The organism is Porphyromonas miyakawae (genome assembly GCF_045865415.1).
Classification (GTDB): Bacteria; Bacteroidota; Bacteroidia; order Bacteroidales; family Porphyromonadaceae; genus Porphyromonas; species Porphyromonas miyakawae.
Genome location: NZ_BAAFSF010000001.1, coordinates 682501 through 697497, shown reverse-complemented (window position 1 = coordinate 697497; position 14997 = coordinate 682501). Strand labels below are relative to the sequence as shown.

The 14997-nt window shown below is 44.8% G+C and carries 14 protein-coding genes (1 of these 14 only partly in view); 6 read left to right on the top strand and 8 right to left on the bottom strand.

What is annotated here, in order from left to right; all coding sequences use genetic code 11:
* Positions 1–24: 24 nt before the first annotated feature.
* Positions 25–690 carry a fructose-6-phosphate aldolase gene (gene fsa / locus ACLWMH_RS02855; RefSeq protein ID WP_411915241.1) on the top strand — a complete coding sequence of 222 codons (666 nt, stop codon included), beginning with the start codon at positions 25–27 and terminating at the stop codon, positions 688–690.
* Positions 691–937: 247 nt separating this feature from the next.
* On the opposite strand, the gene ACLWMH_RS02850 is transcribed toward fsa, so the two are convergent.
* From ACLWMH_RS02850 to ACLWMH_RS02820, 7 genes are read right to left on the bottom strand one after another with little or no spacing between them, the layout of a single operon-like run.
* Positions 938–1423 carry an ATPase gene (locus ACLWMH_RS02850; protein WP_411915240.1) on the bottom strand — a complete coding sequence of 162 codons (486 nt, stop codon included), beginning with the start codon at positions 1421–1423 and terminating at the stop codon, positions 938–940.
* Between the two features lie 45 nt (positions 1424–1468).
* Positions 1469–3262 (bottom strand): V-type ATP synthase subunit I, encoded by a 1794-nt coding sequence (locus ACLWMH_RS02845; protein ID WP_411915239.1) that lies wholly within the window; start codon positions 3260–3262, stop codon positions 1469–1471.
* Positions 3263–3288: 26 nt separating this feature from the next.
* A complete protein-coding gene (locus ACLWMH_RS02840) occupies positions 3289–3906 on the bottom strand; it encodes a V-type ATP synthase subunit D (protein WP_411915238.1) in 618 nt (205 codons plus the stop codon).
* A gap of 30 nt (positions 3907–3936) precedes the next feature.
* Positions 3937–5292: a V-type ATP synthase subunit B gene (locus tag ACLWMH_RS02835; RefSeq protein ID WP_411915237.1), complete on the bottom strand. Its 1356-nt coding sequence runs from the start codon at positions 5290–5292 to the stop codon at positions 3937–3939.
* Positions 5293–5317: 25 nt separating this feature from the next.
* The gene (locus ACLWMH_RS02830; RefSeq protein WP_411915236.1) at positions 5318–7075 is read right to left on the bottom strand and encodes a V-type ATP synthase subunit A; all 1758 of its coding nucleotides are present in this window, start codon (positions 7073–7075) and stop codon (positions 5318–5320) included.
* A gap of 8 nt (positions 7076–7083) precedes the next feature.
* Complete coding sequence (locus ACLWMH_RS02825) at positions 7084–7986, bottom strand: DUF2764 family protein (protein WP_411915235.1); 903 nt, start codon at positions 7984–7986, stop codon at positions 7084–7086.
* Positions 7987–8000: 14 nt separating this feature from the next.
* Positions 8001–8591 carry a hypothetical protein gene (locus ACLWMH_RS02820; protein WP_411915234.1) on the bottom strand — a complete coding sequence of 197 codons (591 nt, stop codon included), beginning with the start codon at positions 8589–8591 and terminating at the stop codon, positions 8001–8003.
* Positions 8592–9141: 550 nt separating this feature from the next.
* Here ACLWMH_RS02820 and ACLWMH_RS02815 point away from each other — a divergent pair.
* The 5 genes from ACLWMH_RS02815 (at position 9142) to ACLWMH_RS02795 (ending at position 14315) form a co-directional block, all read left to right on the top strand.
* Positions 9142–9810, top strand: a complete 669-nt coding sequence (locus ACLWMH_RS02815; protein WP_411915233.1) for an RNA polymerase sigma factor — start codon at positions 9142–9144, stop codon at positions 9808–9810.
* Entirely contained in the window at positions 9807–10331 is a 525-nt protein-coding gene (locus ACLWMH_RS02810; RefSeq protein WP_411915232.1) for a hypothetical protein, read from the top strand. Before ACLWMH_RS02815 ends, ACLWMH_RS02810 begins: the two co-directional genes overlap by 4 nt.
* A 20-nt stretch (positions 10332–10351) precedes the next feature.
* Positions 10352–10888 (top strand): DUF4252 domain-containing protein, encoded by a 537-nt coding sequence (locus ACLWMH_RS02805; protein ID WP_411915231.1) that lies wholly within the window; start codon positions 10352–10354, stop codon positions 10886–10888.
* A gap of 302 nt (positions 10889–11190) precedes the next feature.
* Positions 11191–12288: a DUF4831 family protein gene (locus ACLWMH_RS02800; protein ID WP_411915230.1), complete on the top strand. Its 1098-nt coding sequence runs from the start codon at positions 11191–11193 to the stop codon at positions 12286–12288.
* Positions 12289–12332: 44 nt separating this feature from the next.
* Positions 12333–14315: a peptide MFS transporter gene (locus ACLWMH_RS02795; protein ID WP_411915229.1), complete on the top strand. Its 1983-nt coding sequence runs from the start codon at positions 12333–12335 to the stop codon at positions 14313–14315.
* A gap of 247 nt (positions 14316–14562) precedes the next feature.
* Here the strand turns inward: ACLWMH_RS02795 and ACLWMH_RS02790 are convergent, their stop codons facing one another.
* Positions 14563–14997, bottom strand: partial view of a hypothetical protein gene (locus tag ACLWMH_RS02790; RefSeq protein ID WP_411915228.1) — the 3' portion only. The gene runs 1050 nt beyond the window's last position; only the last 435 of its 1485 coding nucleotides appear in the window; its start codon lies off the right edge, out of view — the gene reads right to left on this strand; its stop codon occupies positions 14563–14565.

Below are 14997 nucleotides of genomic sequence, written 5' to 3'. Positions count from 1 at the left end.
ACACAAAACAACAATATCAAAGAAATGAAGTTTTTCGTTGACACAGCTAATTTAGAGCAGATCAAGGAAGCCAACGCATTAGGCGTATTGGACGGTGTAACCACCAATCCGTCTCTGATGGCTAAGGAAGGAATTGCAGGTGACAAGGCGTGCCGCGAGCACTATCTGCGCATCTGCCAAATCGTGAATGGCGATGTAAGTGCCGAAGTGCTCTCCACTACCTACGAAGATATGGTAAAAGAAGGGCGCGAATTGGCTGCACTACACAAAAATATCGTAGTAAAAGTACCCGCCACCGAAGATGGGATCAAAACGGTTCGCACGCTTTCGAGTGAGGGCATACGTACCAATTGCACGCTCATCTTCAATCTCGGGCAGGCGCTTCTTGCTGCCAAGGCAGGCGCCACCTATGTATCGCCTTTTGTCGGCCGGGTAGATGATATTAGCGGCGACGGAGTGGGACTGATCGGGCAGATCGTCAATGTATTCCGTTACTATGGATTCCGGACGGAGGTACTCGCTGCCAGCATACGGCACACGCGCCACATTATTGAGTGTCTGGAGGTCGGTGCCGACGTAGCTACCTGTCCGCTTGCTGCCATCAAGGGCTTGCTCAAGCACCCACTTACCGACAGTGGATTAGCTGCATTTATTGCCGATCAGAAGCGCGTAGCGGAAGCACACAAATAGCCGCTGCGTCAACGCTACCAAGCGCCTGTTCTTATCTTAGGACAGGTGCTTTTTTTTGCCACACAACGCACGCTCCACACGGTAAGACCTATCCGGCACGCTACAAGATCCGAATCAACGGGCCGCTACTTGCGTCCAAACGAAGCGAGCAGGAGAAGCCCATTTCTGCCCTACAGCACAAAGAAAGCGGAGTTACTCTTGCGAGCAACTCCGCGTAAAATCTAAGCTTGTTATATTAAATCGTGCCTTACGCAGCGATACCAACCCATCCGGGAACGGCACCGAAGATAAGAATGACAACCAGCAGCGCCAAAATAGCGTAAAGCTCGGGGAATACGGCCATCACCATAGTAGCACCGAATACGTTATCGCCATTACCAATCGTCTTGATACCATTAGCACAAACCTGAGCCTGGCGAATGGCAGATACAAGACCAACGACACCTAAAGCTAAGCAACCGCCAAAGATAGCCCACGCAGAAATAGCATTTACTGCGCCGTTTTGAATTAGAGTAGTTACTAAGTTGGTGGCTAAGAAGAAACCAACGAATCCATACAGACCTTGTGAGCTAGGCAATGCGGAGAGACCGATATATGAGCCTAAGCCTCCGGGGTTCTTCTTCATTGCCCCTACTGTGGTATTACCGCAAATTGTAACTCCAATAGCGGAACCGATGCCGATGAGTGCTACCATAATAGCGATACCCACATAGATAAGAATTTCATTAATCATACTTTGTTTTGAGTTTGATTGGTTTAGTATTGTTTTATTATTTATTTACTTAAGAGGTTTGTACGGTAGACCACCGCCTTCAAATTCGCTGTTCTTGTAGAACTCCACGAAAGTAAGACGAAGCGGATGCACAAAGGAGCTGATCATACACAGCCCAAAGTTTAGCCCATGGCCAAAGAGCAGGATAATCGCTGCCACAATAAAGTTCACTACCGGTGGCATGCCGGAAGAGACACTTACAGCCAAGTTATTGAATACACCACCCAAAATACCACCGGTAAGCCCGATAGCAAATAGACGAATGTACGAAAGCGTATCTCCTAAGAGTCCGGAAGCAACGTTATACGAAGTCCAAAGTCCGGAGCCCAAGTTGAGGAAAATATTCTTCCCCGGCATATTGTAGAAGAGAGCCACCAAAAGCGATAAGCCGGCTATGCCGTACATAGTATAGATCAGCCACTGGGGTATAGCCCCGGCTATCTTAGGTAGTCCCAACGATAAAATACCGACAAGGATGAATAAAGCCCACGCATAGGTAGAAAGCCCATATTTGAAACCCTTCTGCTTTGATATTTTGTAACCTGCGATAAACTTACCAAGGATAATCTGAATCAACCCCAATACAATGGAGAGCGTCATCATATTATTTTGGTTTAAGAAGTAATCGTCGCGCACCGAGCCCAGTAGACTATCTCCTGCCCAAGGCATAACCATACCAAATATAGTACCCATAAGCGAGCCCACTACAGCAGCTGTACCTCCTAACCACTGCAACAGGGCACAAACAGAGCGCTTGGCAGAGCCTTTTTTAGCACGATATTTAACGAATGTGGCCACAGAAAGAAGCAACAATCCATAGCCTCCATCTCCCAAACAGAGAGCGAAAAAGAGCATAAAGAACGGTGCAAAGAGCATCGTAATGTCTATTTCACTATAGTTGGGAAGCGAATACATTTTCGTAATAGGCTCAAAGAGCTTCGCATACGAGTTGTTATTCAACTTCACAGGCACATTGTCATTTGCCTCTATATCCATGCGGGTATAGTAAGTGGGCGTATCGCTTAAAGCACGCTCCAAGGCGGCTGCCTGCTTTTCAGGTACCCAGCCTTCCACTACTTTAAGTGAAGCATCAGCCTCATCCTGCGCCTGTATCAAGGCATTAGAGAAGTCATACTCGCGATCAAGGTATTGAATATAGCCCTCAAGCAAGTGAAGCTTATTGTCTGCAAAATCAGTAATAGCCTGATTCGTCTTTTCCAATTCAGCTTCAAGTAACTCAAGGTGCGACTGAAGCTCTGTCAAAGAGTACTTAGGTGCCTTTACCTCCTCAGCCTCTATATTGTGCTCTTGAGGCCCTCCTACCGTTACAAAGTAGGTATGGGCACGATATTCATTGATAGGTACGGCATTGTACTCCTTTTCCCAAGCCTGCTCGTACGCATTGGTAGGTACTGAGTAAAAACGAATAGGATATCCCTTTTCTGCAAGAGCCGACATAGTATCGATACTATAATCGCCCCATATAGACCAATAGCTGATATCACGCTTTTGTGCATCAACCTGCTGTTTAAGCAGCTCTGCACGAGCCGTAAGATCGTTAATCTCCTTAATGAGCGCCTCCCCCTCAGCAGCGTTGGTAAGCATTTGGGCTTCCTTACTCTCTACCTCTTTAGATTGAAGCATCTTGGTGCGGCGAGCAAGAGTTTCGATCTCCTTACGCTTGGCCAAGAGAGACTGCAAGGTCTCTATCTCCTTCGTATTCTTATTCTCTTTGATCTGTACTACCCCTAAGGAGCGTAACTCACGGAGGAAAGCTTCATACTCTCTATGATAAGTCATAAAGAGGTATTTTCTCATTTTCTCTATCATAGATCTATCTCCTTAGCCTTTCGTTCTTTTAGTTCCAAGTTAGTACGCATGATCTTTTGCGAAGCCTTTGAAAGACTCTCTTCGTCTTCCAAGTAACGCTTGATCTTACGAATAGCATCCTTGTAACCGGGTATTTGTACTTTCTCAAAGAGATTAACCTTCTGGGTTGTCTTACGACGAGCAAACTCGAGGAACTCTAACTTTAGCTCTAGGAACTCAGCTTCTATACCCGTTGTCGCCAGTACCTTAAGCAAATCTAATCCCTCAGCAAACCAAGAGGGTGAGTTGAAAAGACTAAAAGGCTTTACCTCAAAGTCGATGCCGTCTAATACAGGCACCAACACACCGGCTACTTTCTTAGTAGAGAGACGTACATCCTCCACCGAGATCAGCGATGTATCGAACTCGTTCCACAAGCCTACCATATGCTGATAGCTTTGGATTCCCTCCTCCAACTCTGCCTCTAGCTTTTCAACCTCTCGCCTAGTCTTCTTTACCTCAAGCCGCAACGCACTCTCTTTACTCTTGATCGTGGGCAAGGTACGCTCACGCATCTTAAGCTGCTTTTCCTGCTGTTGCAGTGAGGTCTTGTTATATTGAAACTTAATAGCCATAGCAATTAACTACCTAAGCATAATAGCTGATTATGCCTCTGCCTTGGCCTCTTTTGTTTCTTTTTTGTCTCCCTTCCAATAGGTATCGACAAGGGATTGCCTGATATTAACTTCTGATGGAGTAAAATGCTTTGCAAAAAGCTCCCATGCAATATCTAACATTTCAGTAGTATCCACATTAACGTCGATAGCCAGCAACTGACGAGAGTAGTCTTCTGCAAAGGCCAGTGTACGGTTGTCATAGTCCGTAAGGTCGAAACCATTCTCCAGCTTTGTCTGTGCATTAGAAGCATCCGAGAAGAGACGTACAGCAGCATTCATCACCTGCGGGTGATCCTCACGAGTGCGCTTACCAATTACCTGTTGCTTCAAGCGTGACAAGGAGCGGAAGGGGTCTACAATAACCTTTCCGACATTGGTATCGCGGCGCAAGTATAACTGTCCTTCCGTAATATACCCCGTATTATCCGGTACGGCGTGCGTAATATCGCCTCCCGAGAGTGTGGTTACCGCAATGATGGTAATAGATCCTCCTGAAGGGAATTGAACAGCCTTTTCATAGATCTTAGCCAAATCCGAATAAAGAGAACCCGGCATAGAGTCCTTTGAGGGGATTTGATCCATACGGTTCGAGACAATAGCAAGGGCATCCGCATAGTTTGTCATGTCGGTCAAGAGGACCAGCACCTTCTCGTTCTTTTCCACTGCAAAGTACTCTGCAGCGGTAAGAGCCATATCAGGGATTAACAAACGCTCTACAGATGGGTCTTCAGTCGTATTGATAAAGCTCACGATTCTGTCGAGTGCTCCTGCATTGCTAAATGTATTCTTGAAGAATAAGTAGTCGTCATTGGTCATACCCATTCCCCCGAGAATAATCTTATCACTCTTAGCACGAAGAGCCACCATAGCCATTACCTCATTAAACGGCTGGTCGGGGTCTGCAAAGAATGGTATCTTCTGCCCTGTTACAAGCGTATTGTTCAAGTCAATACCTGCAATACCGGTAGCGATCAACTCACTGGGTTGCTCTCGACGCACCGGATTCACACTAGGACCACCGATCTCCATTTCCTTACCTTCAGGAGAGGGACCGCCATCAATAGGCTCTCCATAGGCATTAAAGAAGCGTCCGGAGAGCTGCTCACCTACTTTCAATGAGGGAGCCTTACCCAAGAAAACGACCTCTGCATTGGTCGGAATGCCATCCGTACCGGCAAAAACCTGTAGCGTAACCTCCTCTCCGATAATCTTTACCACCTGAGCCAAACGCCCATCAATGGTAGCCAACTCATCGTTACCAACACCTGTAGCATGTAGCATACAAGTAGCTTTGGTCACGTTCGATATTTTTGTATATACTTTTTTAAGAGCTAATTGTGCCATAATTTGTATCGCGTTCTCTCAGGATTTATTTCTCGGTTGTGTTTTCCTCTACCATAGCCTTCACTCGCTCTAAGTAGCTATTAAATTCAGCTCCCTTGAATTCGGTGAAGTTCATCTGCTTAAGAGCATTGATCAACTCGCGGAAGAAGTGCATTACCTCATTGAAGTCCTCAAAAGCAAAGTCTCTACGACATATATCCATTACGAGGTTAAGCATATATTCCTGACGCTCCAACGGACAATTTCGGTCAATTTCGTCAAATGCATCCTGCTGAAGAATCACAAAGTCAATAAGCTCACTCTTCCAATATATGGTATGGTATTCAACAGGTACCCCGTCATCTCCAAGAATATTGATTTGCTCAGCGATCTCCTTACCTTGATGCAAGCGCATCTTGGCATCGTTCACCATACCCAACCAATCCGGAGAGATACGTTCACTCACGTAGTTCTCAAATTCAGGATACTCAATATACTTTGAGTAGCTATCAATAGGGTTCACTGCAGGATAACGTTTTCTATCTGCACGAAGCTGTTCCAAGGCATAGAAGCAGCGAGCCACCTTTTTCGTATTCTCTGTTACAGGCTCTTTCAAGTTACCTCCGGCGGGGGATACTGTACCGATAAATGTAACACTACCCGGCTTACCATTGTTGAGTATTACGTAACCGGCACGAGCATAGAAATTAGCTACGATAGCAGAAAGGTCCATCGGGAATGCATCAGGTCCTGGAAGCTCTTCCAGGCGGTTTGACATCTCACGCAAAGCCTGAGCCCAACGAGACGTTGAGTCAGCCATTAGCAATACGCGAAGCCCCATAGAACGATAGTACTCAGCAATCGTCATTGCTGTATACACGGAAGCCTCTCGAGCGGCCACCGGCATGTTTGATGTGTTAGCAATAATAATGGTACGCTCCATCAGCTTACGACCTGTGTGCGGGTCTTCAAGCTCAGGGAACTCCACAAATATTTCTACTACCTCATTCGCACGCTCTCCGCACGCTGCCATAATCACTATATCTGCTTCAGCCTGCTTTGAGATAGCATGCTGTAGCACTGTCTTACCGGTACCGAACGGGCCGGGGATAAATCCCGTACCCCCCTCTACAATAGGGTTCAAGGTATCCAAGGTACGCACCCCGGTCTCAAGTAACTTGAAGGGACGCGGTTTTTCTTTATAGCAGGGAATAGCACGCTTTACAGGCCAATGCTGTATCATGGTTACACTATGCTTATTGCCTTCAGCATCTTCCAATACAGCAATTTCATCTTTTGCCTTGTAGTCGCCTTCTGCCTTAAGGCTTACAACCTTATAGATTCCTTCAAATTTAAAAGGAACCATAATCTTATGAGGTTGGAAATTCTCCGTTACTTCACCTAACCAGCTGGCTGCCTCTACCTTATCACCCACTTTAGCAATAGGGGTAAAATGCCACACGCGCTCCTCATCAATTGGAGAGGTATAGTCTCCGCGCTTAAGGAATATACCCGTCATGGCGTCGAGGTCATTTTGCAGTCCATCGTAGTTTTTCGAAAGCATACCTGGACCCAAAGTCACTTCCAACATATGGTTGGTAAACTCAGCTGCGTCGCCTACTCGCATACCTCGAGTGCTCTCAAAGACTTGTACATAAACATTGCTGCCTGTAATCTTGATGACCTCGCTCATGAGGCGTGCCTCTCCAACTGTGATGTAGCAGATCTCATTCTGCGCCACTGGGCCGTCTACCTCTAAGGTCACAAGGTTAGATACGATCCCTTTAACAACACCTTTCGTCATGGGTTATATTACTTTTTTTGATTTCTTTTAAACTCTTCCAAAGAACGGTTACTCTCGCGCTTCAGTGTAGCCACTATAGAGCGGAAAGTCTCCTCTCCTATCTGTTCGTTCAGTCCTGTCCAACGCTCAATAATGCGTAACTGCAGATAGTAAGCCAGCAGTGCTTCTATATCAAAAACCTTATCAAAGGTCTTATCCTCCAACCAACGCCATTTGATCAGATCGATCATGCGTTCGCGACGAGTTATATCTGTTTCGTTCTGCACTGAGGTCAATTCACTGAGATAGCTAATATCATCCTCAGTTAAGCCGAAGGACTGATTCGTGCTTTTACGCAGTTTGTCTTCAACTTCTCCGTTTCCCACAATAAACTCTTTGGGATTCCAACCCAGTTTACGGCTGGTGAAGGCGGCAAATACATTCTTTATATTAAGATTAAGTTTGCTCCACTCCTCTACAAATTCATTGCCACACTCCATTGCGTAAGCATAATAGAAGTCCGACAGCTTATCCTCCAACCGCTCAGGCCATTCGCGCTTTTCCTCTTCATCCTGCTCTTCCTCTTCCCCTTTATCGAGAACGAACGCCTCAAAGAAAGGGAAAAAATAGCGGGGCAAAGCATTCTTTTTCAACTTAGCACCCTTCTTGAGTAAAGACAAGGCCTCTTCCAACTCCTCATAGGAGAAGAGAGTTGGTTGCTCCTTAGCCTCTTTGGCCTTTTCGGCATCAGTCAGAAAATCAATAAGGAAATGCTGCTCTTCTTCCATACGCAGTATGGAGAGCAAGTGCCAGTCATGTGGAGTCAGCACACTCTTCAGTTCGCCCACAAAGTATTGTGAACCGAAAGGTAATTTACGATCGTCTACGCCGATATTGGGCAGCCCGGCGATCGTAGCATAATACTTAGCCATTACACCACCCTATGCTAGAAAAGCATTTCGACCAAACGAGGACGCAAGAAGCTCTTAAAAAGCTCTACAAGCTCACTTTCTCCAAAATCTATCTTATAGGAGCCGTTTTGGGGTTTAATTGTAAACTCGGTAGCTCTACCTGCAGCTTCCTTTATCACCAAGCCCTTATCCAAGAGATCTTTCGCCTCTTTTGCAAAATATGCCTCTAAAGCTTTTGCATCGGCTGTTTCTATCACAATCTCTTCTCCCGGAGTCCAGTTACTTACAATCTTTGCAATAAGTCCCTGAAGGAAAGAGGGATCACTAACTGTTTTACTTACAGCTTCTGAAACTACCTTATCGGTAATCGTATCTGCTATAGAAGTACGTAAGGCTTGGATCGTTTGACCCGTGTAAAGCTTCAGCTCTGATGTCGTATTGCTCTTCAACTCATCTCTCCCCTTCTCAGCGTTCTTGCGAATTGCCTCCGCCTCTCTCCGGGCATCTTCAAGCATTTCCATGCTCTTTTTCTGAGCTTCTGCTAATATTTTGTCAGCTTCTTCTCTACCCTTCTCAACGCCTTCGTTGAAAATTTTGTCTGTTAGTTCACGGATCTTTTGGTCCATCTTGTCTGTATATTTGTTACTGTTTTGCTTCAAACAAAAAAACCAGGTACCTCTGCATGCTACACACGAATAGACAGGGCTACCTATATTTCACCGCAAAGATAGTAAATATTAAGCACAAATCCTCACTCTCAATGAGCGATCTATCAATCTGCGCATTCATCACCTACTGCCTTAAAGAAGCAAAATTTATCAAAACAAAGAAGAACTGCACAATACGACTACCCTCTAAAACACAACACAACAAAGTGTATAATACAATATTCGTATTACAGAGAAAAAGATACCTTAAGGCACATTCATAACACGCTCTTATCTAAAGCCGATATTTTTCTCATCAGTAAGTTAAGCAACAAGCTTCAAAAGGTACAGATCTTTCAAACAAAAGATATAGATGTTTCCATCAAAAGGTACAGATGTTTCTCTTAATACATACAGATAAAAATGTCACCCACTCAAGAGCTGCTCAAATCAGAGGGAAAAGTCTCCCTAGAAATAGTATATATTCAAAGTACTCTGATCATTACCTTTGAAATTTGACGAGGGGAGCATGCAACAAATCCCCTCTTTCTTCGTCTTATCAGTAGAGGGGCGAAAGAAAGGGCCCATAGTAAAGAAGAGAAAGAGCAAAGCAAGATGCAAACAACAAAGGACTACCCATCCTTATAAAGTGCTAATGGAAAGTGTAATGAATGGAGCCACCTTTACAAAAACATTTCTTCCATTACGCAGCTTGATCGAGCGAGTCTGTCTCTCCATGCTCAAAAATGATAGTGGAGCGGAAGATATGGTACAAGATATATACCTAAAGCTCTGGGAGGAAAGGGAAAGACTTGATGAGGTACGTAGTCCCAAAGCATACGCGATACGTGTAGCGCGCAATCATTGCTTAGACAAACTAAAGAGCCCTGCTTCACAACTGAAGAGCGATCTTGACAGCACACAGGTAGAAGTGCTCGCCGATGCGTGGAGCGACCCGCATGAGCAGTTGGTTGCACAAGAAAAAGAGGAGAAGCTCAAAAAGTGGGCTTCAGGATTAAAAGAACCCCAACGCAGTATATTTAGGATGCGCCAGTATGAGATGCTGAGTAACCAAGAAACAGCCGACCGCTTAGGTCTTGAAGAGAGCACTGTACGTAGTGCACTGAGCCGACTCAGAAAAGAAGCCCGCAGCCTACTGTTGGATGAAACAAACAAAGAAAAAGAGAATAAGAGATGAACGAAGCAAAGCAAGAAGTAAAAGTAGCCCCCATAGAGTCTTTACAAGAGCTATTGGATCGCTATTGGGAGGGGGAGACTACTCCTGAGGAGGAGCTCCGTCTTCACTTACTCTTACTCGGTCAACCCAAAGAGAGTCGCTATCGACAGGAGCTCGCTGTAATTGAAGGCATGATGGCCGAAGCCGAACAGCTAAAGCCCAAAACATTAAAGTTTCACCTGCGACAATATCTAATAGTTGCAGCGTCTGCGATTATTCTTTTGGGAGGCAGTGGGTACTTGACACACTCTCTTCGTAAGATGAACCAAAGTACCATAAATGGCGTTCCTCTCTACCAAGCAGATGTAAACGATCAAGCCGAAAGAGCCTACCGAATGCTACACGACTGCTTTCAAGAAAGTATAACGCAACGAGAGGCTCTTTATCAGCACCTAAACGAAACGGACAATCTGATCAACGCTTCACTTGACCAACTCCAAGTATTCGCTGATCCGGCCGGATACACAGAAGTAAACGAATAACAACAACCGCTATATACAAAATGAGACAAATTACACATTTCATAAGTTTGGTTACCATGCTATGCCTTTTGTCTAGCGGAAACGCTAGTGCACAGCAAGAAATTAACGTAAAGGCACTGCAGAATATTAGTGGTGTTACCGTAGTGTATCTCTCGCCCACTATGATAAAGAACAGCAACTTGGAATTTACCGGAGCAAATAGCGATATACCCGGATTGGCTCAGTTGATGAGAGAAGTTAGCTACATCTACATCTACTCATCCGACATATTGGAGCAAATGCGTGTTTTACGTAAAACATTTGCACCAGCACTCGAAGAGAGCAACAAGCTTTTTGAAAGGCTGTTTTCTTATAAAGATAGTGATACAAGCGTATACTTCGTGGGGCGAATGAAAGGCAATAAAGCGAAAAACCTTTACCTAATAGTGGATGAGCCGGATAACTTCGTAGCCATAGATCTGAATGGCAGTTTTACGCGTGCTCAGATTGAAGAAGCTGTAAAGGGTACACAAGGCGGGAAAAGGCAATCGCAACGCAATAAGTCCAATAGAAAGTAAATTATTTCATTGAGACAGAGACAAAATTCTTTTTCGTATTCTTCTATAAATGAGCTGTTTAAGTACGTGATGTATGCCATATAGCTCGACAATAAGTACTGTTTTTCAATACTGAAAGGGCCCCCTTTCCACTTGCTGGAAGGGGGCATCTTTTTTTCTACATGATGACCTATTGAAAAATAATTGATCGTATATCAAGGAGCATTCCGCAAAAAAGCCTTGCCCGTAGAAGTACCTTAAACACAAAGAAGGGTACTATAAATTGACAATAATGTCAGTAAAAAGAGTTAGTTTTGTAGTCAATGAAGGTCAATAGATATTACGTGTGCACGATTGCAAGTCTATTTTTATTACTACTTGGCACGTTTGGCACACTCTCAGCACAAGAGGTAACAAGACGCATCTACTCCGTAGACGTGAAGGAGAAAGGTATTACCTATTTTTTACCTAAAACACGTATCGTCATAACGCTCCATGCCGAGGAGGGGCTTTTCACCCCGGGTTGCTATGCCCGCTACGCAGAGCTACTCCTTGGGAGAAAGGCTACTGAGCAAGCATCAAAAGAGAATAAACTAACCTTAGCAGAAATAGCTACGGAAGGCATCGTAAACGAAGAGGAAATCTATACCGTTGAGTTTCGCCCTCAGACTGCTTCCAGCTATCTATCGCTCACACGTGAAGGCATATTAGCCGCCATCAATGCGACCCCGGCTATACTTCCCACCAAGAGTGAAACAGACTATACCCAAGAGCTGCAAACGAAAGAAACAAAGATTGACCCTGTTTTTCCTGCTGAGTATGGGTTTGCTACTTCTGAAGCTAAGCGTGCCGAAATAGCGGCACAAACACTCTTTGACCTAAAAGAGAATCTACAGTTGCTGATTAGTGGCAAAGCAGAGAATGCCCCGCATGAGGGTGAAGCTTTCCGACTTATGGTAAGTACGCTACAATCTCAGATAGCCTCTATTGAAGCTCTTTTTTATGGAACGGAGAGCACACATAAATACATCAAGCGATTCAGGGTCTTACCTGATAAAGCCACTACTCCCCTAGCCCTTACCCGTTTCTCCAAAGAAAATGGGTTTATAGGTACAGAGATGCACAGAGGTGAGCTTATTACTTTGAGATACTCTTCCATTATGGAGGCTGTGTTGTCGCCTGAAGAAGAGAAAGACCTATCAAAACTCAAGGGAATCATATACAATGTACCGGGACAAGCTCAAGTAAGCCTCTATCAATCGGATCGACTCATAGCGGAAAAAGAGCTCGTCTTAACACAATTTGGCACAAAGCGCTCTCTTTCAATACGTATGGGACGCAGCCGGAATAGCAATCTGGCAGTGCAGTTTGACATAACTACCGGAGCTCTCATAGATATAAGAGAGGCAACGGAGCAATAGACAACAGATAGACAACAGCAAACACAATATTAACTGACTATAATATGTTTAAGAATCATCCAAAAGGATTAATTGTGTTGGCGTTAGCCAATATGGGTGAGCGTTTCGGCTATTATACCATGATAGCCATACTAACGCTCTATTTGCAGGCGAAGTTCGGCTTTTCGTCTGCCGTAACCAGTGTTATCTACGGGAGCTTCCTTGCACTCATCTATTTCTTGCCTGTTTTTGGCGGTATCATCGCTGACAAATGGCTTGGATATGGCAAGACGATTCTGATCGGGATAAGCATTATGTTCGCAGGTTACCTCATTTTGGGGCTACCTTTAGGCACAGCTGCTGCTGGATTGACGGTAATGTTTATCGCACTTATCCTCATTTCCTGCGGAACAGGACTCTTTAAGGGTAATTTGCAGGCACTTGTGGGTAAATTGTACGATAACCCCGCTTATTCCAAGAACAGAGATATGGCATTTTCCATATTCTATATGTTCATCAATATTGGTGCTTTCTTTGCACCCAGCGTGGGTAATGCAATTACGAACTCAATCCTCGGTCGCGAACAATTCTATTACGATGCGTCCATACCGAACAACTACGTCAAATTGAACGACAAAACGGTAGACGAAGCAGCGTTTATCAGCGAATATGCTGCACAGCACCAAGGATTTGACGCTCTTTCTGCAGAAGAACAAGCACACAAGATTAAAGCTGCCAAAAAGAAAGAGGGCGTAATGTTCCCCGAGGACGAGGCAGAAGTGCTGCTGAACTTGAAGATTGCCGGCTTGCACCAGTATACGGAAAGCAAAGCTATTACCGATCCGGCACTGATGGTTACTAAAGATGACTACAACCTACTGCAAAGCAAGAATCCTGAAGATGCACCTGCTCAGCAAGCTATTCGCGACAGAGTAGCGCAAGCAGAAGTGCCGGTAAGTATTGTGGGGGCAGATGCTGCCGGTGATTTCCCAAGGGCATTCGGCGAAAAGTACGTTACCGCTACGCTGTCACACTCTTATAGCTTGGCATTCTTTGTTGCCTGTATCAGTTTGATTTTCTCCATCCTGATATTCATTATCTTCCGCAGCACGTGGAAAGCGGTAGATGTAACAGCGAAACAAGCTAAGGCGGCAGCTGAAGCGCAAGGTAAAACGGATGTTCCGGCTATGTCAAAGCAGGAAGTTCGCGAACGCCTTATCGCCTTAGGTCTGGTATTCGTAGTGGTGATTTTCTTCTGGATGTCGTTCCATCAAAATGGATTGACCATGACATTCTTTGCACGAGACTATACGGTCAGCAAGGTTTCGAGTAGCCAATATATGGCATTCTCTCTCTTTATCCTTATTCCGTTTATCGTCTTTATGTATGGGATCTACCTATCTACCTTTGGACTGTTGGGCGGAAAGAAGAATGCAAAGATTGGTATTTGGCTGATAATAGCCGGTATAATACTATTAATTGCCGGATATTTTGTAGACATCAGAACGATTACCGAACCGCTCGTTAATATTACACCGCAGATCTTCCAGCAATTCAACCCGTTCTTTATCATCTTGCTTACTCCGGTTACAGTGGGCATATTCACTGCTCTGGCACGCAAAGGCAAAGAACCTTCGGCTCCGCGCAAAATCGGTATCGGTATGTTACTGGCAGCCGTCGGCTTTTTGGTGCTGTTGTTCACTTCAGTTGGGCTGCCCGCACCGAGTACGTTGCAAGGAACCAGTAGCACACTCGTATCACCGAATGCGCTTATCGGGACCTATTTCGTACTGACGCTTGCCGAACTGTTCTTGAGTCCGATGGGATTGTCATTTGTTTCCAAAGTAGCACCTCCACAGTATGCCGGCTTGATGCAGGGCGGATGGCTTGCCGCTACCGCTGTAGGTAACTTGCTCGTAGGCGTTATGGGTTCGCTTTGGGATAAGATGTCTTTGGTGGCCTTCTGGGGTATCCTGATTGCTTGCTGCCTGCTTTCAGCTGCATTCATCTTCTCCGTAATGAAACGATTAGAGAGAGTAACGCAATAATCGTTTCCACATTAACGGAAACCTAATAAAAAAAGAGCTGCATGAATTAACTCATGCAGCTCTTTTTCTTTTCACTTTTACGAATGCAGTAGAAGTAGTTCTAATGACGAGTCATATACCTTCTGAAACTCAACTTGACTGCCCTATTAGAGCATTAGTCAACTTGAAGTTAATCTTCATATCATAAGTAAAAGTGAAGAACTCTTGACTACAAATGCACTCCCCGGGATGAAGTCTTTCAGTGTATTTATTTATTGTTCAAATGAATTCCGAAGTCGTCCTTGAACTGATTTAGGATGGGGCGCATAGTACCCTCGTCCCAATTAGTTTCTATGCCTCGTTTGTAGATAGAGATAATGCGCTCTGCTGTCGCCCAATCTCCACCACTCACTAATGCTTTCTGATGAATGCAGTGAGGAATATAGGTGTAGTATAGCCAATAGCTACTATTACTGTCTTCCCCGGTGTAAGTAACTTCCTCTATTTGCGATACATTATTCAACATTGTGCTATCCACATTCTCCGAAACATAACGTTCCTTTTCCTCCCAAAAGCTTTCTCCAGTATATTCCTTGTGAATGACGCAGGCGACATACTCCACAAGCGCTTCGTTTAGTATGTATTTATCTACGGAGGACATCCAGGAGGCTTGACCAAGCTCCACAAAAGGGAGAAATAGATG